This is a genomic window from Arenimonas terrae (assembly GCF_006265115.1).
GTDB lineage: Bacteria > Pseudomonadota > Gammaproteobacteria > Xanthomonadales > Xanthomonadaceae > Arenimonas > Arenimonas terrae.
Genome location: NZ_SMDR01000001.1, coordinates 1314241 through 1334196, shown reverse-complemented (window position 1 = coordinate 1334196; position 19956 = coordinate 1314241). Strand labels below are relative to the sequence as shown.

Genomic DNA, 19956 nt, shown 5'->3' with positions numbered 1-19956 from the left:
GGTGCTGACGGAAGTATGACCGATGCCGCCGCGCCGCGGCCTCCTTCCGGCGCCCCGATGCGACCGCGTGGCATCATGGCGGCCCGCGTCCCGCCCCGGTTTCCGCACGCCATGACCGAACTGATCCCCGTCCTGCTGTCCGGTGGTTCCGGTACGCGGCTCTGGCCCCTGTCGCGGGAGACCCATCCCAAACAGTTCCAGCCCCTGGTCGGCGAGCAGTCGCTGCTGCAGGCCACCTGGCGGCGCCTGGACGGGCTGGCCGGCGCCGGCCGCCCGATCGTGGTGGCCAACGAAGAACATCGTTTCATGGTCGCCGAACAGCTGCGCCAGGCCGGGGTCGCGCCCGCCGCCCTGCTGCTCGAGCCGGTCGGCCGCAATACCGCGCCGGCGATCGCCGCGGCGGCGCTGCAGGCGCGCTCGGGCGGCGGCGATCCGCTGCTGCTGGTGCTGCCCTCGGACCATGTGATCCGCGACGAAGCCGGGTTCCGCGCTGCCGTGCTGGCGGCGGTGGCTGCCGCCGAGGGCGGCGCGCTGGTCACCTTCGGCATCGTGCCCACCGGCGCGGAAACCGGTTACGGCTACATCCAGGCCGCGGCGGGCGAGGGCGTGCGCCCGGTCCGCCGCTTCGTCGAGAAGCCCGACCTGGCCACCGCCCAGGCCTACGTGGCGAGCGGCGAATATTTCTGGAACTCCGGCATGTTCCTGTTCCGCGCCTCGCGCTACCTCGAGGAGCTCGAGCGCTTCGCGCCGGCCATGGTCGCCGCGGTGCAAGCGGCGCTGGCCGCGGGCAAGCGCGATGCCGACTTCCTGCGCCTGGACCGCACCGCCTTCGAGGCCTGCCCGGCCGACTCGATCGATTATGCGGTGATGGAAAAGACCGCGGCCGCGGCGGTGCTGCCGATCGACGTGGGCTGGAGCGACGTCGGCTCATGGTCGGCGCTGTGGGAAATCGCCGACCAGGACGCCGACGGCAATGCCCACCACGGCGACGTGCTGGCCCTGGGCTGCCGCAACACTCTGGCCTGGGGCGGGCGCCGCCTGGTCAGCCTGCTCGGCCTGCAGGACGTCATCGTGGTCGACACCGACGACGCGCTGCTGGTGGCCGCGCGCGACCAGGTGCAGCAGGTCAAGGACATCGTCGCCCGGCTCAAGGCCGAGGGCCGCGCCCAGGCCAGCATCCACCGCAAGGTCTACCGGCCCTGGGGCAGCTACGACGGCATCGACAGCGGAGAGCGCTTCCAGGTCAAGCGCATCGTCGTGAACCCGGGCGCCAGCCTCAGCCTGCAGATGCACCACCACCGCGCCGAGCACTGGATCGTGGTCAGCGGCAGCGCCCGCGTCACCTGCGACGACAGGGTGTTCCTGCTGGCGGAGAACCAGAGCACCTACATCCCGCTCGGCAGCAGGCACCGGCTCGAGAATCCCGGCAAGGTGCCGCTGGAGCTGATCGAGGTGCAGTCCGGCAGCTACCTGGGCGAAGACGACATCGTGCGCTTCGAGGACGTCTACGGCCGGGGTGGGGCCTGATGCGGCGCCGGGGCTGGAGCGGCATCGGCTATCCTGCGCCCGAGCTGCCGCGGGGCAGCAAGGGACGTCTGGCATGAGGCCGCTGGAAGAGGTGAAGCTGGGCATAGTCGGGCTGGGATACGTCGGCCTGCCGCTGGCGCTGGAGTTCGGCCGCCATCACGACACCGTCGGTTACGACATCGACCGTCGCCGGGTCGAGACCCTGCGCGCCGGCCACGACCCCAACCTGGGCGCCGGCGCCGGGCAGTTCGCCGCCGCGCGGCGCCTGCGCCTGAGCCACGACCCGGCCGACCTCGCCGCCTGCAACGTCTACATCGTCACCGTGCCGACACCGGTGGACGAGGCCAACCGCCCCGACCTGCGGCCGCTGCAGGACGCCAGCGCGGCCATCGGCGCCGTGCTCAAGCGTGGTGACGTGGTCGTGTACGAGTCCACCGTCTATCCCGGCACCACCGAGGAAATCTGCGTGCCGGTGCTGGAGAAGGCCTCGGGCCTGCGTTTCAACGTCGACTTCACCTGCGGCTACAGCCCCGAGCGCATCAATCCCGGCGACCGCACGCGCACGCTCACCACCATCGTCAAGGTGACCTCGGGCTCGACGCCGGAGACCGCCGACTTCGTGGACGCGCTCTACGGCGGCATCATCGCCGCCGGCACCCACAAGGCCTCGTCGATCCGGGTGGCCGAGGCGGCCAAGGTGATCGAGAACACCCAGCGCGACGTCAACATCGCCCTGGTCAACGAGCTGGCGATGATCTTCAACAAGATGGGCATCGACACCCTGGAGGTCCTCCGGGCAGCGGGCAGCAAGTGGAACTTCCTGCCATTCCGGCCGGGCCTGGTCGGCGGCCACTGCATCGGCGTGGACCCGTACTACCTGACGCACAAGGCCAGTGTGCTCGGGTACCACCCCGAGCTGATGCTGGCCGCGCGCCGCATCAACAGCCGCATGGGCATCTACGTCGCGCACCGGGTGATGGCGCTGATGGCGCGCGAGCGCATCCACGTGGTCGGCGCGCGCGTGCTGGTTCTGGGCCTGACCTTCAAGGAGGACTGCCCGGACCTGCGCAACACGCGCGTCGCCGACCTGGTGCGCGAGCTGGAATCGGCCAACGCCCGCGTGGACGTGCACGACCCTTGGGCCGATGCCGACGAGGCGCGTCGGGAGCTCGGCATCGAACCCGTGGCGACCCCGGAAGCCGGGGCATACGACGCAGTGGTGATGGCCGTCGGCCACGCCTGTTTCCGGGAAATGGACGCGGCCGCGCTGCGCGCGCTCGGCAAGCCTGGCGGCTCGGTCTTCTACGACATCAAGTACGCGATGCCCGAGGGCGTCGCCGACGAACGGATCTGAATCGAGACCGGGCCAAGGAGGGCCCGCAGGGCGGAATCGGCCGCGCTCCGGGCGCGGCGCAGGCTCAGAGGTCCTGCTCGTAGCGGATGTAGGGCACCCGCGCCGATTCGTCCTTCTCGTCGTCCGCGGACGGAGCGAAGGGATTGCGGCCGTTGCTCATCAGGTTTTCGGCGCCCACGCTCAGGCGGGCCCGCCACGGCGCACGCCAGGTCACGCCGACGCCGACATTGCTGTAGCGCACGGTGCTGCCCGGGATCTCGATCACGCGGCCGACGATCTCGCCGCCGAAGTTGCCGTGGCCGGCGCTCAGGCTGAGCGTGCCGCTGTTCCACTGCGGCGGCAGGCCACCGGGCAGCTGGTTGGCCGAGACGATGCGCGCGCGCGCCAGCGTGCCGCCGATGCTGACCCAGCCGCTCTGGCCGAACTTGAGTTCGCCGAGCAGGCCGATGTCTTCCTGCTGCACTTCGGTGCTGTTGAGCGACAGCGTCAGGTCGCTGGCGCCGATGACGGACGCGGCGCCCGGCAGGGCGAGCGGGCCGTCGAGGTCGAAGCGGTTCAGGCCGAGGTTCGCGCTGATCGCGCTGCGGTCGCCCTCGAGCCTGGCCTCGGCGCGCAGGCCGGGCTGGGACAGCGCCAGCGGTGCCGCCGGGTTGGGCGAGAGGTTGGCCACCATGCAGTGCTGGGCGAGCGCGCCGAAGCTGCGCGACACCGACGTGCCTTCGCACAGCAGGCCCAGGGTCGGGTTGCTCTCGAGCGACAGGCTGGCGCCGATGCGGCGGCCATTGTCGAGCGGCAGGGTCAGGCCGGCGCCGATGGACGGGGTGTTGCTGCGGCCCAGGATGCGGTCCAGCGACGAGCGCGCGCCGGCGGTGGCGTCGGACTCGATCAGCAGGAAACCTTCGATCTGGTTGTTGCGGATGATCGGCAGCGCGGTGGTGGCGCCGTCGTCGGTGTTCTCGACCACCAGCGGCGACGGCGCCTGCGCGAACGCCCCCGTCGCCGCGAGGGCGAGGAGGGTGAGGGCGGTGGCGCGAAGCGGCAGCATGGTCTTTGTTCTTGTCCTCGGTGGCTCGCTTGGAGCCGTGCCTGACCGGGAAGTTCCCGGGTGGGGGGTGGCGACCGAATTTTACAGGAATTTAACCCTTGCCCTCCAGCCCCGGCAAGTCCCTGCCGTGGAATCCGTGACGCATTTCTCGCTATTGCAGGCTGTCCGACCCAGGCGCCGTCGGCGCCAGGCTGAACAGGGCTTCGATCTGTTCAGTTTCGAAGCGGTACTCCTGCCCGCAGAAATCGCAGTGCACCACGGCCGTCCCGTCCACCAGGGTCTCGCGGGCCTCGGCCTGCCCCAGGCTGCGCAGCATGTCGCCGACCCGCTCGCGGGAGCAGGAGCAGGCGAAGGCCAGGGCGCGGCGGTCGAGCAGCTGCACGCCTTCCTCGTGGAAGAGGCGCCAGAGCAGGGTCTGAACCGGCTGGTCCGCAAGCTCCTCGTCGCCCAGGGTCTCGAACAGGGCGTTGCAGCGGTCCCAGCCGTCCGGGTCGCCGTGGCCGCCGGGCAGCTGCTGCAGCATGATGCCGGCCGCCCGGCCGCGCTGGCTGGCCAGCAGGACCCGGGTCGGCAGCTGTTCGGACTGCTCGAAGTAGCCCTCGAAGGCCGCGGCCAGGCTGTCGGCGTCCAGCCCGACCAGGCCCTGGTAGCGGGTGGTTTCGGAGGCGCCGGGTGGGGTCGACTCGATCGTGATCGCCAGCAGCGAGCCCGGGCCGAAGGCGCGCGGGGTCAGCGGACTGGGAATGGGCTCGTCGAAGTGGGCGATGCCGCGCAGGGTGCCGGCGGCGGTGCATTCGGCGAACAGGGTGCGCAGGGCACCGGTGCCACGCAGCTGCACGCTCAGGCGGCCGTCGATCTTGGCGTGGCCGGTGAACAGCGCGGCCGCGGCGCAGGTCTCGCCCAGGCGCGCGGCCACCGGCAGCGGGTATTCGGTGCGGCCGGCGATCTCGAGCCAGGTCTGGTCCAGATGCACCACGACGCCGCGCACGCCGGAGCGTTCGAGCAGGAAGCGGGTGAGGGTGTCGCGGTCGGGGTGGGCGTCGCTCATGCCCGGCATTGTACCGCCGCCCGCCGCGGGGCTTCAGTCCAGACCCCCTGCGCCCGCACACTGTGCGCATGCCCCAGGCCATCCGTTTGTCCGATCTTCCATCCCCGCGACCGCGCCGCCGCTGGCTGCGCCGGTTGCTGTGGCTGCCAGTGCTGTTCGTCGGCGTCACCGGCCTGCAGGTACTGGTGCCGCGCTTCGTGGACGCGCCGACCAGCGCCTTCATGGTCTGGCGGCAGCTCGAGGGCGCCGGCGAGCAGGGCTTCACGCTGCGGCACGAATGGCGCGACTACGACCAGCTTTCGCCGCACCTGCCGATCGCGCTGGTGGCGGCCGAAGACCAGAAGTTCCCGCTGCACCACGGCTTCGACCTGGACGCCATCGACAGGGCGCTCGACCGCAATGCCCGCGGCGGCCGCGTGCGTGGCGCCAGCACCATCAGCCAGCAGGTCGCCAAGAACCTGTACCTGTGGGGCGGCGGCGGTTACGCGCGCAAGGCGCTGGAGGCCTGGTACACGCTGCTGATCGAAATGACCTGGCCCAAGCGCCGCATCCTCGAGGTCTACGCCAACATCGCCGAGTTCGGCGATGGCGTGTACGGTGCGGAAGCCGCGGCGCAGACCTTCTTCGGCAAACCCGCCAGCCGCCTGACGCCGGCCGAAAGCGCCCGCCTGGCCGCGGTGCTGCCGAATCCGAAAAAATACAGTGCGCGCAATCCCGGACCCTACGTGCAGCGACGCGCCGCCTGGATCCAGCGCAACGCCCGCAACCTCGGCGGCGCGGCCTACCTGGAAGCGCCGCCCGACCCCAACAAGCGCGGAACCAGAAGGTAAGATGCCGGCATGACCGAGCGCCGCTCCATCACCTTCGTCATTGCCGCCTTCAACGAGCAGGACGCGCTGCCGCTGATGCACGCGCGACTGGCCCGGGTGATGGACGCGCTGGACGCCGACGCGCAGGTGCTCTACGTCGACGACGGCAGCCGCGACGGCACCTGGGAGGTGATGCAGCAGCTGGCGGCGGACGATCCGCGGGTGGGCCTGCTGCGCCTGGCGCGCAACTTCGGCAAGGAGCTCGCGCTCACCGCCGGCCTGGATCATGTCGACACCGATGCCGCGATGATCCTCGACGCCGATGGGCAGGACCCGCCGGAACTGGCCGCGCAGTTCGTCGCCCGCTGGCGCGAGGGGTACGACGTGGTCTACGGCACCCGCCTGCGCCGCGACGGCGAAACCTGGCTCAAGCGCGCCACCGCCTCGGCGTTCTACCGCGTGATGGGCTGGCTGTCGGACACGCGGATCCCGCGCGATACCGGCGACTTCCGGCTGATTTCGCGGCGGGTGCTCGATGCGCTGCGGCAGACGCGCGAACGCCAGCGCTTCATGAAGGGGCTGTTCGCCTGGGTCGGCTTCCGGCAGGTGTCCTTCCCCTACGAGCGCGAGGCGCGCGTGGCCGGCGGCAGCAAGTTCAACTACTGGCGGCTCTGGAACCTGGCGCTCGAGGGCATCACCAGCTTCTCGACGGTGCCGCTGCGGCTGGCGACCTACGTCGGCGTGTTCACCGCGCTGGCGGCCTTCGCCTGGGGCCTGTGGATCATCGCCCGCACCGTGCTGTGGGGCGACCCGGTGCAGGGCTGGCCGTCGCTGATGACCGTCATGCTGTTCCTCGGGGGCCTGCAGCTCGTGGCCCTGGGCATCGTCGGCGAGTACCTGGGCCGGCTCTACGTCGAGGTCAAGCAGCGCCCGCTCTACCTGGTCGGCGACTGGCGTCCGCGCCGCTGAGCCGCGTCTCCGCGGCAGGTGAAACCGGCCGGGCAGGGGTCTATGATCGGGCCCAGGTGCAGCGGAGGGCAGTCAGATGCGCAACGTGAACCAGATCCTCGAGGGCAAGGCCGGCCGCCTCGTCGCGGTGCCGCAGGAAGCGCCCGTGCTCGAGGTGATCCGGCTGATGGCCGAACACCACATCGGCTCGGTCCTGGTCATGCAGGGCCACGACCTGGTGGGCATCGCCACCGAACGCGACTACGCGCGCAAGGTCATCCTGCAGGGCCGTTCGTCGGCCGACACGCCGGTCGCGCAGATCATGTCCAGCCCGGTCGTGACCGTCTTGCCGACCGACACCGCCCAGACCTGCATGCAGCTGATGACGGCCCGCAAGATCCGCCACCTGCCCGTGGTCGAGGACGGCCGCGTGCTCGGCCTGGTTTCGATCGGCGACCTGGTGAAGGCGGTTATCGAGGACCAGCAGCAGGAAATCGCCCAGCTCCAGCAATACATCGCCAGCTAGGCCGGCAGCACCTGCTGCGCCACCGCCACGAAGTGGCAGGCGCTGCCCACCAGCACGAAGCCATGCCAGATGGCGTGTGCGAACGGAATCCGCCGGCTCATGTAGAACACCGTGCCCAAGGTGTAGGCGATGCCGCCCGCCAGCAGCCAGGCCGTGGTTTCATGCGGGATGTTGCGCAGGAAGGGCCCGACGGCGGTCACCACCATCCAGCCCATCGCGATGTAGATCAGGGTGGACAGGCCTTTGAAGCGGCCGGTGAAGAACAGCTTGAACACCACGCCCGCCACGGCCAGGGTCCAGATCGCCGCGAACAGCCACCAGCCGCCGTCGTCGCGCAGGCCAACCAGGGTGAAGGGCGTGTAGGTGCCGGCGATCAGGACGAAGATCGCGCAGTGGTCGAAGACCTTGTAGCGACCGCGCACCACGTGGTCGGTGCTGGCGTGGTACAGGGTCGAGGCGACGTAGAGCAGCACCAGCGCGACGCCGAAGACGATGGCGCCGGCCAGCTGCCAGCCGTTGCCGTAACGCGCCGACATCGCCACCAGCACGATGCCGCCGATGGCCGCCGCCACCGCGCCCAGGCCATGGGTGATGGCGTTGGCGAGTTCCTCGCGCGGGGATTCGTGGTCGTGCTCGTAGTCCGTCATGGCCGCAGAGTGCGGGCAATTGCTGGAGTCTTGACTCGAATCCGGGGTCAGAGTGCATTTAACTTCTGCGGCACCGAAGATAAATGCACTCTGACCCCGGAACTTCAGTCCACCGCGACGGCGTGGGCGTGCTCGCGGGTGGCGGCGAACTCCAGGTCCGGCCAGCGCTCCATCGTCAGCTGCAGGTTCACGCGCGAGGGCGCCAGGTAGACCAGCTGGCCGGCCGCGTCGATCGCCAGGTTCATCGCCGCCTTCTCGCGGAACTCCTCCAGCTTCTTCGCGGTGCCGCCCTTGATCCAGCGCGCCGTCGCCACGGTCACCGGCTCGAAACTCGCGTCCACGCTGTACTCGTCCTTCAGCCGGTAGGCCACCACGTCGAACTGCAGGGTGCCGACGGCGCCCAGGATCAGGTCGTTGCTCATCAGCGGCTTGAAGAACTGGGTCGCGCCTTCCTCGCTCAGTTGGGCCAGGCCCTTCTGCAGCTGCTTGAGCTTGAGCGGGTCGCGCAGGCGGGCGCGGCGGAACAGCTCCGGCGCGAAGTTCGGGATGCCGGTGAACGACAGGTTCTCGCCCGCGGTGAAGGTGTCGCCGATCGAGATGGTGCCGTGGTTGTGCAGGCCGATCACGTCGCCCGGGTACGCCGTCTCGACGATCTCGCGGTCGCTGGCCATGAAGGTCAGCGCATTGGCGAGCTTGTGCTCCTTGCCGCTGCGCACGTGGAAGGCCTTCATGCCGCCCTCGTACTTGCCCGAGCACACGCGCAGGAAGGCGACGCGGTCGCGGTGCTGCGGGTCCATGTTTGCCTGGATCTTGAACACGAAGCCCGAGAAGGTTTCTTCCTCGGCCGACACCTCGCGCGAGGTCGTGGCGCGCGGCTTGGGCGACGGTGCGTGTTCGACGAAGAAGTCGAGCAGCGGCTGCACCCCGAAGTTGTTCACGCCCGAGCCGAAGAACACCGGCGTCTGCTTGCCGGCGAGGTAGGCGTCCTTGTCGAAGGAATGGCTGGCGCCCTGCACCAGCTCGAGCTCGTCGCGCAGGCCGGCCAGCATGTCGGCACCGATGCGCTCGGCCAGGCCGGGCGCGTCCAGCGACGGGAAGATGGTCGAGTCCTGGCGGGTGAAGTTGCGGCCGGGCTCGTACAGGTGCACCTCGCCGGTGATCAGGTGCACCACGCCCTTCAGGCGCTGGCCCATGCCGATCGGCCAGGTGACCGGCGCGCACTGGATGCCCAGCACCGTCTCCACTTCATCCAGCAGGTCGATCGGGTCCTTGCCCTCGCGGTCGAGCTTGTTGATGAAGGTCATGATCGGCGTGTCGCGCAGCCGGCAGACTTCCATCAGCTTGATCGTGCGCTCTTCGACGCCCTTGGCGACGTCGATCACCATCAGCGCGCTGTCCACGGCAGTGAGCACGCGGTAGGTGTCCTCGCCGAAGTCGGCGTGGCCCGGCGTGTCGAGCAGGTTGACGATGCGGCCCTCGTAGGGGAACTGCATCACCGACGACGTCACCGAGATGCCGCGCTCCTTCTCCAGCGCCATCCAGTCCGAGGTGGCGTGGCGCGCGGCCTTGCGGCCCTTCACCGAGCCGGCCATCTGGATCGCGCCACCGAACAGCAGCAGCTTTTCGGTCAGCGTGGTCTTGCCCGCGTCGGGGTGCGAGATGATCGCGAAGGTGCGGCGGCGCCGGGTCTGGCTGAGGTGTTCGGACATGGTCTGCGGCGCGGGCGGGCCGCGGCGGGGGTCGGTTCGGGAAGGCGGCGATTATACCCGTCCGCAGCGGCCCCGGCGGCTCAGCGGCAGGCCGTGCGCAGCTCCAGTGCCCGGGCGATGTCGCGCCAGTCGAAGGCGCCGACGCCGCGGTCGTCGTGCGCCGCATACAGCACGCCGGCGGGGAAACGCGCGGTCGCCGACTGCTGCAGCCAGATGCCGTCGGTCAGTGCGACCTTGCCGCCCGTGAAGCTGCCCAGGTAGCCCAGCTCGCGGCGGTCGAAGACGTGGAATACGGTCAGGTCGCTGCTCTGGTCGGTGGTGATCCAGTAGCCGCTGCCGTCGGGGCAGGTCCACAGCGCCACGCCTTCGGCCTGGGCCTTGAAGCGCTCGCGCGGCAGGCTGCGGCGCGTGTACTTGCCGTCCAGCGTGTACACCCGCAGCGTGGTGCCGACCCGTACGTCCTCTTCGGCGATCAGCAGTCGGTCGTGCATGGTATCGCCGGCGATCGATTCGACCATGCGCAGCGCGCCGGCCTCGGTGGTGTCGCCGAAATGCCCGGTGTAGTCGACGCCGGCCAGGGCGCCGCCGGCGAAGCGCAGGCGGTAGCGCTTCACGCGCTGGTCGAGCTCGGACAGCGGCGGCACGGTCTCGGTGCGGTAGTCGGCCATGAAGCTGTCGGTGACCAGCATCTCCAGCTCGCCGGGCGCGGTTTCCGTCAGCCACAGGCCGTAGGGGCTGCGCAGCTGTTCGGCGCCGACCAGGCCGACCGGCGAGAAGTCCGGCAGGCGCAGCACCTGCACGCGGTGGTTGTCGCGTTCGACCACGAACAGCAGGTCGCCGCGCACCGCGATGCCGTTGGGCCGGTTGAACTGCCCGGGCTTCTCGCCGCGTTCGCCGAAGCGGCGCAGCTCCTGGCCGGTGTCGCCGTCGTAGACCACCAGCAGGTGGGTCTCCTTGGCGGTGGCGATCAGCCAGGTCCGGCCCTCGGGGCTCTGCCAGGAGGCGACCGAATCGATCTCGTCGGCCACGGTTTCCGGGGTCATGAAACTTTCCGGCACCGAGGTCGCCTCGGCGCCGAAAACGCGCGCGGGCATGACCCGGGAGGAGGGATCGGGGGCGCCGGGGGTGGTGCAGCCGGCGGTCAGCAGGGCGAGGGCGAGGGCGGCGGTCAGGGCGTTTTTCATGACGGAAGTATGCGCAGGCCGGGCGGCTCCCGCCACGGGTGGGGCGGTCGTATCCCATCTCTTCATCCGCATGAAGGGATTGACAGGTCCCCGCCGGCGGGTTCAAGCTCCCTCCCGCAACACCCATCGAGACCGGCTGAGGGGTAGGCCCGAAGACGCCGGGGCAACCCATGCGGAAGCAATTCCGCATGAAGGTGCCAATTCCTGCGGGGACGCCAGTCCGCCGAGAGATGGGTCGTATCGCTCCCCGCGCCGCGGGGGCGCACGACGGCCGCTTTCACCGCAAGAAGCTCCTTGGGTCCCGAACCTTCAAGGAGATGTGTGATGAGCCTGACGCCTTCCCCCGCCCACGACGCCGTGGCCGCCGCCCCCGAGTTCTGCGCTTTCGACGCCGGCGCGGCGCCGGTGTCGCGCGCGGCCCGCCGCTTCGTGCTCGACCTGCGCCTGGACCTGCGCCATGCCGGTTCCCGCTCGGTCGTGGTGCGCGGCGAGTGGATCGGGCCGGCGGACGCACCGGTGGTGCTGGTGGCCGGCGGCATCTCGGCCAACCGCCACGTCAGCGGCGCGGGCGGCAGCGAACCCGGCTGGTGGGATGCGCAGGTCGGTCCCGGCCGCGCCATCGACACCGATCGCCTGCGCGTGCTCGCGATCGACTGGCTGGGCTCCGACGGCAGCCTGGACGCGCCGATCGACAGCGCCGACCAGGCCGATGCGCTGGCCGCCGTTCTCGACCGGCTCGGCGTCGCCCGCGTCGCGGCCTTCGTCGGCGCGTCCTACGGCGCCATGGTCGGGCTGCAGTTCGCGGCGCGGCATGGGCATCGGCTCGGCCGGCTCGTGGCGATCTCGGGCGCGCATCGCGCCCATCCCTATTCCAGCGCCTGGCGCGCCCTGCAGCGCCAGTGCGTGGCGCTGGGCCGCAGCGAAGGCGGCGTCAGCCAGGGCCTGGCGCTGGCGCGGCAGTGGGCGATGCTGAGCTACCGCACGCCGGAGGAATTCGCCGAACGTTTCGACGCGCCGGCGGTGCTCGATGGCGAACAGGCCCGCTGCGCCGCCGAGGACTACCTGGAAAGCTGCGGCCGCCGCTACGCCGCGCGCTGGACCAGCACCGCCTTCCTGCGCCTGTCGGAATCGATCGACCTGCACCGCGTGGATCCCGCCGCCGTGCGCGTGCCGACCACCGTGGTCGCGATCGACGAGGACCGGCTGGTGCCGCTGTCGGACCTGCAGACGCTGGTCGAATCGCTGGGCGCGCCGGCGCGGCTGCGCCAGCTGCGTTCCCGCTACGGCCACGACGCCTTCCTGAAGGAGGAGGCGGCGATCGCCGATGTGCTCACCGAAGCCCTGGCCGCGTGTGCCGGAGGTGCGGCATGAGCGCCCGCTGTCCCGCCACCGCCGCCGTTCGGGCCGGCATCGACTGCGACAGCGCCTACGGCGCGGTGACGCCGCCGATCGTGCTGTCGAGCAACTTCAGCTTCGCCGGCTTCGAGCAGAAACGGAAGTACGACTACACCCGCAGCGGCAATCCGACCCGCGATCAGCTGGGTGAGGCCCTGGCCGAGCTGGAAGGCGGCGCCGGCGGTGTCGTCACCAATACCGGAATGTCGGCGATCACGCTCGTGCTCGAGGCCCTGCTGCAGCCCGGCGACCGCCTGGTGGTGACCCACGACTGCTACGGCGGCAGCTGGCGCCTGTTCGATGCGCTGGCGCGCAAGGGCCGCTTCGAGCTGGTGCTGGCGAACCTCGCCGACCCGCTGGCGCTGGCCGCGGCGCTGGCGAAGCCGACCCGCCTGGTCTGGATCGAAACGCCGTCCAACCCGCTGCTGCGCATCACCGACCTGCGCGAGGTCATCCTCAATGCCCACGCCGCCGGCGCGCTCGCGCTGGTGGACAACACCTTCCTGTCGCCGGCCCTGCAGCGGCCGATCGAGTTCGGCGCCGACCTGGTCCTGCATTCGACCACCAAGTACATCAACGGCCACAGCGACGTGGTCGGCGGCGCCGTGGTGGCGCGCGATCCCGCGCTGCACGAGTCGCTGGTCTGGTGGGCGAACGCGCTCGGCCTTACCGGCTCGCCCTTCGACAGCTTCCTGACCCTGCGCGGCCTGCGCACGCTCGACGCCCGCCTGCGCGTGCACCAGGAAAACGCCGTCGCCCTGGCCGAACGCCTGCAGCGCCACCCCGCCGTCGCGGCCGTGCACTATCCTGGCCTGGCCACGCACCCGGGCCATGCGCTGGCGGCGCGCCAGCAGCGCGGTTTCGGCGCGATGATCTCGTTCGAGCTGGCGGGCGGCGTGCCGGCGGTGCGCGCCTTCCTCGAAGGCCTGCGCCACTTCACCCTGGCCGAATCGCTAGGCGGGGTGGAGAGCCTGGTCGCGCATCCGGCGACGATGACGCATGCGGCGATGTCGGCCGAGGCGCGCCGCGTCGCCGGCATCGGCGAGGGCCTGCTGCGCCTGTCGGTCGGCATCGAAGCGCTGGAGGACCTCGAGGCCGACATCGGGTCCGGGCTGCAGCGCGCCGCACGCGTCGCCGCCGGCAGCGGCGAGGTGGTGCGATGAGCGGCCGGCCGCAGGTGGCCGAAGTCGCGAAACCGGCGCCGCGCCGGATCGCCCTTCTCGGCGTGGGAACGGTCGGCCGCGCCCTGCTCGAACGCCTGCGCGCGCTCGACGACCCGCGGCTGCCGCTGGGCCTGGTCGCGAACTCGCGGCGCCGGCTGCCGCTGATCGGCGCGTCCTCGCCGCGGGCCTGGCCCGACGCGCTGGCGCAGGGCGAGCCGCACGACGGTTCCGGCGCACTGCCCGGGCTGGCGCCGGGCGACATCGTCGTGGACGCGACCGCCAGCGCCGAACTCGCGGCCTGGCATCCGCGCTGGCTGCGCCAGGGCCTGCACGTGGTCAGCGCCAACAAGCTCGGCCTCGGCGGACCGCTGCTGCGCCAGCACGAGATCCGCGCGCTGGCCACCGACGGCCGCCACTACGGCGACGCCGCCACCGTCGGCGCCGGCCTGCCGCTGCTGCGCACGCTTCGCGAACTGCGCGCCGGCGGCGACCGCATCGGCGCCGTGGTCGGCGTGCTGTCGGGCACCCTGGCCTGGCTGTTCGACGGTTACGACGGGTGCGAGCCGTTTTCGGCGCGGGTACGCGCCGCTGTGGCGCAGGGTTACGCCGAGCCCGATCCGCGCGTGGACCTGTCGGGCGAGGACGTCTGCCGCAAGCTGCTGATCCTGGCGCGCACCGCCGGCTATCCGCTGGAGCAGGCCGAGGTGCGTGTGGACTCGCTGCTGACGCCGGCGCTCGCCGCCGCGGCGCCGGACCACGTGGACGCCGCGCTGGCGGAACTCGACGGCCCGCTGGCCGAACGCGCGGCGCGCACCGCCCGCGACGGCAAGGTGCTGCGCTACGTGGCGCGCTTCGACGCCGCCGGTGCGCGCATCGGCCTGGAGGCGCTGCCGGCGGACGATCCGCTGGCCGTGGGCCGCGGCTGCGACAACCGGGTCGCGATCTGGAGCACGCGCTACCGCGACCGCCCGCTGCAGATCCAGGGCCCGGGCGCCGGCGCCGAGGTCACCGCCGCGGCGCTGCTGGACGATCTGCTGCGCATCGTCGCCAGCTGAGCCCGCGCGGACCTCAGGCGTGGATCCAGAAGGCGAACTCGGCGAACTTCGCGTCCCGCCACCAGCCGGCGCCGCCGTGGCCGTAGCGGAAGTTGCTGGCGCCGGCCTGGCTCTGCAGCGGTGACAGCACCACGCCGTCGGCGCCGCGGCGGGCGTGGTGTTCGGCGGTTTCCGGCACTACCGGCACGATGTGCCCGGAGCGGCCTTCGACCCGGCGGCGCGCCACGATCAGGGCCACGCCGCCCTGGTTGGCGACGTCCTGCAGCTTGTCCATCGTCCCGGTCTGGCGCCAGCCGAAGGCCGGACCGAAATCGCGCAGCCAGCGGAACAGGTCGTTCGCGCGGACTTCGCTGACGGTATTGCCGATCAATGGTGCGACCTCGTCGCCGGCCTGCAGCGCCAGCAGCGCCCGCGGCGTCCACCACACGCGCGGCAGGTAGACGCCGGCGAAATGGCAGTAGTCGTGCGCGTAGATGTTGCAGAAGGTCGCGCGGTCGGTCGGCTGGTAGCGCGCGTGCGAGGCTTTCTCCACGTCCAGCCAGTCGATGATCGCCGCCAGTTCGGCGCGCAGCTGGGCGGCATCGGTGCCGCGGCGGCCCGGCGGCAGCGGATGGCCCGGCCAGCCCGGTTCGTTGAGCGAGTGCGCACCGGCTGCGTCCTTGCGCCGGGTGATGCGTCCGGCCGGGCGCGGCAGGTGCACGGCGCGGATGCCGGTGGCGGGCGGTTCGGGGGACGGCACCACGACAGGGATCGGTGCGGCGCCCGGGTCGGGCTTGAGGAAGTCGGTATGGGCGAATCCGCGCAGCAGGGCGCCGGAAAGGCTGGTCTCCACTTCCAGGAAACCGTTCACCGCGCGGGCCGCCAGCGCGCGCACGGGATGGCCATCCGGGAGCTCGGCGACGACATTGGCGGTGGTGGGGCGGGAGATGCGCGGTTCGTGCCGCAGCCGAAGGGTCGAGATGCGGGTGTCCACGCGCAGCGCGCGGCCGGTGGCGGTCACCGGGCTGGGCGGCGGCACGATCGCTTCGCCGGGCGCCGGTTCGGGCAGCGCCGGCGACGCGCCTGGCGCAACCGTATGCGCCAGCCGCAGGTAGTCGAACAGCAGCTCGCCGTAGTACTTGCCGTCGTCGTTGCGGTGGCCCTGCTGCAGGCCGCGCTCGGGCCGGAATCCGCCGGTGTTGTAGCGGATGCCCAGCGCGCACATCTCGCGGTCGTCCAGCGCATCGCGGCGCGTCCAGCCGAAATGCCTCAGACCCTCGCGCAGCAGGGCGACGCAGTGGCCCAGCGACTGTTCGAAGTTGGCGTAGCGCTTGTCCAGGAAATAGCCCGGGTCGTCGCGGAAGAACTGCAGGTCGCGCTGGAACAGGCCGAAGCCGCGGCAGAACTTGTGCGCCTTGGCGGCCGCGGGACGGTAGGCCGGCACGTGCGCCGCCATGTCCACCAGCGCCTGGTGCGCCAGCGCGAACATCTCGTGGCCGCGGGGTTCGGCCTCGAGCGCGGCGCGCGTGCGCGGGAAGGCGCGGCGGCCGCGGTCGGCGTCCAGCGTGTCGCCGACGCAGAGCTCGAGGATGCGGGCTTCGGAAAGATTCTTGCGCCGCAGCAGCGGCCAGACTTCGCCGGTTTCCTGGCAGGCGATGGCGGTCATCAGGTCGACCGTCAGCGGCGTGCCGGCAAGCGCCGGTTCGATGCGGGCCTGGAAGCGGGACTTGAACCACTGAACATCGCTGCGGTTGGGCATGGCGGATTCCCCCGGCTGGACGGCCCCGTTCCCGGCGCGGCGGGAACGGAGCCTGTCACCGCACCAACGAGCGGGTGTGCGGGGATCGGCCAAACGCGGAGGCCGGGCCAAACCCGGCCCCGGGCGCATCAGGGCGCGGGGCAGTCCTGGCGCAGGCCCAGCGCCGTGGCGACCTCGCGCCAGTCGAAGGCGCCGACCGCCTTGTCATCGTGCACCGCGTAGAAGACGCCCTTGGGGAAACGCGCCGTCGGCGCCTGGTGCAGCCAGACGCCGTCGGTGTTGGCGACGGTCCGGCCGGCGAAGGCGCCCAGCGGTTCCAGGGTCTTGCGGTCGTAGACGTGGAAGAGGCTGCGGTCCTTGTACTGGTCGGTCGCCAGCCAGTAGCCGCTGCCGTCGGCGCAGCCCCACAGCGCCAGGCCCTCGGCCTGCGCCTTGAAGCGGCCCAGTCCGATGGTGCGGCCGCGGAACTCGCCGGCGAGGCTGTACTCGCGAACCGCGGTGCCGGTCTTGAGGTCTTCCTCCGAGATCAGCAGGCGGTCGTGGGCCGGGTCGCCCCAGAGCGATTCGGGCACGCGGATCGCGCCGGCCTCCGTGGTGTCGCCGAAGGCGCCTGCGTTCACCGCCGACACGGCGTCGCCGTCGATGTGCAAGAGATAACGCTGCACGCGCCGGGCGAGTTCGGGCAGCGGGGGCGGAATCTCGTCGCCGTTCGCGTCCTCGCCGGCCATGTAGGCGTCGGTGACCAGGACCTCGAGCTCGCCGGAGGCGTGCTCGCGCACCCACAGGCCGTAGGGCTTGCGCAGCTCCTTCTCGCCGAAGGTGGCGACCGTGGCCAGCGAGGGCAGGGACAGGACCTGCACGCGCTGGTTGTCGCGTTCGACCACGAACACATGGTTGCCGTGCACCGACACGCCGTTGGGCCGCTTGAACTGTCCGGGGCGGCTGCCCTCGGTGCCGATGCCGCGGATCGTCGCGCCGGTGTCGCCGTCGTACAGCACCAGACCCTTGCCCTCCTTCGCCGTGGCGAACAGCCAGACCTTGCCGTCGCCCGAGGCCCAGGCCGCCGGCGAGTCGATGTTGTCCTTCGGGGTCTCGGCGGTGACGAAGGTTTCGGCGACCGTGGCGTAGTCGATGCCGGCGTCGCGGATCAGCGGGTCGACCTCGGCGGTCTCGTCGGGTTCGCGGTCGGGCGTGGAGGCGCAGCCGGCGGACAGCGCGACCGCGACGGCGAGTGAAAGCAGGCGGAAAGGCATGCGTGAACTCCGTGCAGGGTTTCGGTAAGTGGGCTCGGGTGACGTTTGTATCGCAGTCGTGCGGCGGAGATGTGACAGCGTTTCGCTGTCATGTTTCCGCCACGGGCGGGCCGTACAAATTGCGGTTTATCTCCCGGGGAAGCTCCAGCAATGAAAAAGAATCTACTCGCCTCCAGCCTGTCGCGCGCGCTGGCCGGTGCACTCGTGGTCGCCGCCGGCGGTGCCTTCGCCCAGGACCCCGCGCCGGCCGCGCCGGACGGTGCGGTCAAGGAGCTGGACACCATCGTCGTGCAGGGCGAGATCAGCTACCGCGACCGCGCCGATGACATCGCGCCGACCTTGTCCTACGACCTGGAGTATTTCCAGCGCTTCGAGCCGCTCACCGTCGGCGACATGCTCAAGCGCGTACCCTCGGTCGCCTTCGTTTCCGACGTGCTCGAATACGACGGCGCCCAGCTGCGCGGCCTGGACCCGGGCTACACCCAGATCCTGATCAACGGCAAGAAGGTGCCCGGCGCCGGCGGCGACCGCAGCTTCTTCGTCGACCGCATCCCGGCCGAGCTGGTCGAACGCATCGAGATCGTGCGCGCGCCCAGCGCCAACCGCAGCGGCGACGCCGTGGCCGGCGCGCTCAACATCATCCTGCGCGACGCCTACGAGTTCGACGGCGCCTACGTGCGCGCCGGCGCGCTGCGGTTCGACGATGGCGAGGTGAAGCCGACCTACGGCGCGGTGGCGGCCGGCGAAGTCGGCGGGGGGCGCCTGCTGGGCGGATTCAATGTCCAGGGCCGCTACAACCCCAAGCGCAAGTTCAGCACGCGTTTCGAAGAGCCGGGCGGCGATTTCGTCGACCGCGAGGACCAGACCGACGTGCGCGACGGCGACGACTACTCCGCCAACGTCTCCTACAGCCGGCCGATCGGCACCGGCGAGCTCAAGCTCACCGGCCTGTATGTGCTGACCGACCGTACCCAGACCGAGGACTCGATCGAATACAACGACCCGACCAGCACCAGCCGCGACAACCTGCTGTCGGTCAACCGCCAGATCGTCGACATCGACCAGACCAACCTGACCTTTGGCCTGGGCTACGAATTCGACATGGCCGGCGGCCGCAGCGAGATCGACCTCGGCTACGCCGGCTTCGAGGACGAGACCTTCGACACCGAGGAAGAGACCAGCTACGACGACGATGACACGCCGCCCAGCTTCGACGAGACCGAGGGCGCGCGCATCCTCACCGACACCGACGACACGGAGCTGAGCCTCAAGCTAGCCCACAAGCGCCAGTTCACCGCCACCGAACTGGAGTTCGGCCTGGATTACCTGGACAAGGCCCGCGACACCGCCCGCCAGGTGAGCGAAGTGGACAACGACGTCGAAGGCGACCCGTTGCCGCCCTATGCCGACTTCGACCGCAACACCAGCACCATCGACGAGCGCCGCATCGATCCCTACCTGATGCTCTCCGGCGCCGGCCAGGTGCTGGAATGGCAGGCAGGCCTGCGCTACGAGTCCACCGACGTGGACGTGGATGCCGACGGCGACGGCGAGTCCAACGACTACGCCGTGCTGCTGCCCTCGGCCAGCCTGCGCTGGAACCTCACCGAAGACGACCGCCTGAACCTGTCGCTGGGCCGCACCGTGCGTCGCCCGAACTTCGACTTCATCCTGCCGCTGACCCTGGAGGAGGAGTACGGCGACAGCGACTTCGCCGGCAACCCGCAGCTCGACCCGGAAACCGCCTGGGGCATCGACCTGGGCTTCGAGCGCCGCCTCGGCCGCCAGGGCATCGTTGGCGTGAACCTGTTCTACCGCGATGTCACCGACCTGATCGAAGTGGTGAACACCGGCGCGCCCAGCGCGACGGCGATCGGCGACTACGAGGAAGAGGTCGAGGAATTCCTGGACGAGAACCCGGGTGCCGACGAGAACACGCCGGGCTATCCGGAATTCGATCCGCAGAGCTTCGTCTACACCGCCGCCAACGTCGGCGACGGCAAGGTCTATGGCGTCGAGTTCGACGCCTCGACGCCGCTGACCGCGCTCGGTCTGCCCAACACCGGCGTGTTCGTGAACTACTCCTGGCTCGACAGTTCGGTGGACGACGAGTTCGGCGAACGCCGCTTCAACAACCAGGCGCGCTACGTCTACAACGTCGGTTTCATCCAGGACCTGCCGTCGTGGGGCGCGTCCTTCGGCGCCAGCTACCGCAAGCAGGGCGATGCCGAGCTGCGGGTGCTGGCCGAAGAAGTCCGGACCAGCTACGGCGCCGACCTCGAGGTCTTCATCGAAAAGCGCTTCGGCGAGAACCTGTCGGTGCGCCTGACCGGCTCGAACCTGCTCGACGCCGACAAGGACGAGGCCTTCCACAAGTTCGACAACGCCTTCGACCAGTTCGACCGCGACTACGACGAGTACGAGCTCGAGACCGAATCCGCCGGCCCGGTCTGCCAGCTGATCGCGCGCTATTCGTTCTGATCCCTCGCGCTTGGCCGGACGCTGCGGGCCTTCTGGCTCGCGGCGTTCTTGTTCCGGTGCCGGCTGCTCGAGCC

General features: G+C 70.7%; 16 protein-coding genes and 1 riboswitch. Of the genes, 9 read left to right on the top strand and 7 right to left on the bottom strand.

Annotated elements, in window-relative coordinates; genetic code table 11:
* Nucleotides 1-111: 111 nt before the first annotated feature.
* Nucleotides 112-1527, top strand: a complete 1416-nt coding sequence (locus E1B00_RS06430; protein WP_139446776.1) for a mannose-1-phosphate guanylyltransferase/mannose-6-phosphate isomerase — start codon at nucleotides 112-114, stop codon at nucleotides 1525-1527.
* A 73-nt stretch (nucleotides 1528-1600) separates the two neighbouring features.
* Nucleotides 1601-2881 carry a nucleotide sugar dehydrogenase gene (locus E1B00_RS06425; protein ID WP_139446773.1) on the top strand — a complete coding sequence of 427 codons (1281 nt, stop codon included), beginning with the start codon at nucleotides 1601-1603 and terminating at the stop codon, nucleotides 2879-2881.
* A 64-nt stretch (nucleotides 2882-2945) separates the two neighbouring features.
* Here E1B00_RS06425 and E1B00_RS06420 read toward each other — a convergent pair whose 3' ends face one another.
* Together E1B00_RS06420 and hslO are read right to left on the bottom strand one after the other, a co-directional pair.
* On the bottom strand, nucleotides 2946-3926 hold the full coding sequence (locus E1B00_RS06420) for an XOO1806 family protein (RefSeq protein ID WP_139446769.1): 981 nt from the start codon (nucleotides 3924-3926) through the stop codon (nucleotides 2946-2948).
* A 151-nt stretch (nucleotides 3927-4077) separates the two neighbouring features.
* Nucleotides 4078-4974: an Hsp33 family molecular chaperone HslO gene (gene hslO / locus E1B00_RS06415; protein WP_139446766.1), complete on the bottom strand. Its 897-nt coding sequence runs from the start codon at nucleotides 4972-4974 to the stop codon at nucleotides 4078-4080.
* Nucleotides 4975-5042: 68 nt separating this feature from the next.
* Between hslO and mtgA the strand changes: the two genes are divergently transcribed.
* The 3 genes from mtgA (at nucleotide 5043) to E1B00_RS06400 (ending at nucleotide 7257) form a co-directional block, all read left to right on the top strand.
* Complete coding sequence (mtgA, locus tag E1B00_RS06410; protein WP_139446764.1) at nucleotides 5043-5804, top strand: monofunctional biosynthetic peptidoglycan transglycosylase; 762 nt, start codon at nucleotides 5043-5045, stop codon at nucleotides 5802-5804.
* A 9-nt stretch (nucleotides 5805-5813) separates the two neighbouring features.
* Nucleotides 5814-6752: a glycosyltransferase family 2 protein gene (locus tag E1B00_RS06405; RefSeq protein WP_139446762.1), complete on the top strand. Its 939-nt coding sequence runs from the start codon at nucleotides 5814-5816 to the stop codon at nucleotides 6750-6752.
* A 76-nt stretch (nucleotides 6753-6828) separates the two neighbouring features.
* Nucleotides 6829-7257 (top strand): CBS domain-containing protein, encoded by a 429-nt coding sequence (locus E1B00_RS06400; RefSeq protein WP_139446760.1) that lies wholly within the window; start codon nucleotides 6829-6831, stop codon nucleotides 7255-7257.
* Here E1B00_RS06400 and trhA read toward each other — a convergent pair.
* The 3 genes from trhA to E1B00_RS06385 form a co-directional block, all read right to left on the bottom strand.
* Nucleotides 7254-7904 (bottom strand): PAQR family membrane homeostasis protein TrhA, encoded by a 651-nt coding sequence (gene trhA, locus E1B00_RS06395; RefSeq protein WP_139446757.1) that lies wholly within the window; start codon nucleotides 7902-7904, stop codon nucleotides 7254-7256. The two genes, E1B00_RS06400 and trhA, sit on opposite strands and share 4 nt — an antisense overlap.
* Before the next feature lie 104 nt (nucleotides 7905-8008).
* Nucleotides 8009-9613 carry a peptide chain release factor 3 gene (locus E1B00_RS06390; RefSeq protein WP_139446756.1) on the bottom strand — a complete coding sequence of 535 codons (1605 nt, stop codon included), beginning with the start codon at nucleotides 9611-9613 and terminating at the stop codon, nucleotides 8009-8011.
* 80 nt (nucleotides 9614-9693) lie between these two features.
* Complete coding sequence (locus E1B00_RS06385; protein WP_139446754.1) at nucleotides 9694-10797, bottom strand: phytase; 1104 nt, start codon at nucleotides 10795-10797, stop codon at nucleotides 9694-9696.
* 120 nt (nucleotides 10798-10917) lie between these two features.
* Nucleotides 10918-11034, top strand: a riboswitch (SAM riboswitch).
* An 87-nt stretch (nucleotides 11035-11121) separates the two neighbouring features.
* Between E1B00_RS06385 and metX the strand changes: the two genes are divergently transcribed.
* From metX to E1B00_RS06370, 3 genes are read left to right on the top strand one after another with little or no spacing between them, the layout of a single operon-like run.
* Complete coding sequence (gene metX, locus E1B00_RS06380; protein ID WP_139446752.1) at nucleotides 11122-12168, top strand: homoserine O-succinyltransferase MetX; 1047 nt, start codon at nucleotides 11122-11124, stop codon at nucleotides 12166-12168.
* Complete coding sequence (gene metB, locus E1B00_RS06375) at nucleotides 12165-13355, top strand: cystathionine gamma-synthase (protein ID WP_139446750.1); 1191 nt, start codon at nucleotides 12165-12167, stop codon at nucleotides 13353-13355. Before metX ends, metB begins: the two co-directional genes overlap by 4 nt.
* On the top strand, nucleotides 13352-14410 hold the full coding sequence (locus E1B00_RS06370; protein WP_139446748.1) for a homoserine dehydrogenase: 1059 nt from the start codon (nucleotides 13352-13354) through the stop codon (nucleotides 14408-14410). The genes metB and E1B00_RS06370 overlap by 4 nt, the downstream gene beginning before the upstream one ends.
* A gap of 13 nt (nucleotides 14411-14423) precedes the next feature.
* Here the strand turns inward: E1B00_RS06370 and E1B00_RS06365 are convergent, their stop codons facing one another.
* Nucleotides 14424-16148 (bottom strand): hypothetical protein, encoded by a 1725-nt coding sequence (locus E1B00_RS06365; protein ID WP_139446746.1) that lies wholly within the window; start codon nucleotides 16146-16148, stop codon nucleotides 14424-14426.
* A gap of 128 nt (nucleotides 16149-16276) precedes the next feature.
* Nucleotides 16277-17401, bottom strand: coding sequence for an NHL repeat-containing protein (locus tag E1B00_RS06360; protein ID WP_139446745.1), 1125 nt, complete (start codon nucleotides 17399-17401; stop codon nucleotides 16277-16279).
* Between the two features lie 150 nt (nucleotides 17402-17551).
* On the opposite strand from E1B00_RS06360, the gene E1B00_RS06355 reads away from it, so the two are divergent.
* Nucleotides 17552-19882 (top strand): TonB-dependent receptor plug domain-containing protein, encoded by a 2331-nt coding sequence (locus tag E1B00_RS06355; protein WP_139446742.1) that lies wholly within the window; start codon nucleotides 17552-17554, stop codon nucleotides 19880-19882.
* The last annotated feature ends 74 nt before the right edge of the window (nucleotides 19883-19956 follow it).

Coding starts and splice junctions, on each gene's coding strand:
- E1B00_RS06430 (WP_139446776.1), top strand. CDS start 112: ATGACCGAACTGATCCCCGTCCTGCTGTCCGGTGGTTCCGGTACGCGG.
- E1B00_RS06425 (WP_139446773.1), top strand. CDS start 1,601: ATGAGGCCGCTGGAAGAGGTGAAGCTGGGCATAGTCGGGCTGGGATAC.
- E1B00_RS06420 (WP_139446769.1), bottom strand. CDS start 3,926: ATGCTGCCGCTTCGCGCCACCGCCCTCACCCTCCTCGCCCTCGCGGCG.
- hslO (WP_139446766.1), bottom strand. CDS start 4,974: ATGAGCGACGCCCACCCCGACCGCGACACCCTCACCCGCTTCCTGCTC.
- mtgA (WP_139446764.1), top strand. CDS start 5,043: ATGCCCCAGGCCATCCGTTTGTCCGATCTTCCATCCCCGCGACCGCGC.
- E1B00_RS06405 (WP_139446762.1), top strand. CDS start 5,814: ATGACCGAGCGCCGCTCCATCACCTTCGTCATTGCCGCCTTCAACGAG.
- E1B00_RS06400 (WP_139446760.1), top strand. CDS start 6,829: ATGCGCAACGTGAACCAGATCCTCGAGGGCAAGGCCGGCCGCCTCGTC.
- trhA (WP_139446757.1), bottom strand. CDS start 7,904: ATGACGGACTACGAGCACGACCACGAATCCCCGCGCGAGGAACTCGCC.
- E1B00_RS06390 (WP_139446756.1), bottom strand. CDS start 9,613: ATGTCCGAACACCTCAGCCAGACCCGGCGCCGCCGCACCTTCGCGATC.
- E1B00_RS06385 (WP_139446754.1), bottom strand. CDS start 10,797: ATGAAAAACGCCCTGACCGCCGCCCTCGCCCTCGCCCTGCTGACCGCC.
- metX (WP_139446752.1), top strand. CDS start 11,122: ATGAGCCTGACGCCTTCCCCCGCCCACGACGCCGTGGCCGCCGCCCCC.
- metB (WP_139446750.1), top strand. CDS start 12,165: ATGAGCGCCCGCTGTCCCGCCACCGCCGCCGTTCGGGCCGGCATCGAC.
- E1B00_RS06370 (WP_139446748.1), top strand. CDS start 13,352: ATGAGCGGCCGGCCGCAGGTGGCCGAAGTCGCGAAACCGGCGCCGCGC.
- E1B00_RS06365 (WP_139446746.1), bottom strand. CDS start 16,148: ATGCCCAACCGCAGCGATGTTCAGTGGTTCAAGTCCCGCTTCCAGGCC.
- E1B00_RS06360 (WP_139446745.1), bottom strand. CDS start 17,401: ATGCCTTTCCGCCTGCTTTCACTCGCCGTCGCGGTCGCGCTGTCCGCC.
- E1B00_RS06355 (WP_139446742.1), top strand. CDS start 17,552: ATGAAAAAGAATCTACTCGCCTCCAGCCTGTCGCGCGCGCTGGCCGGT.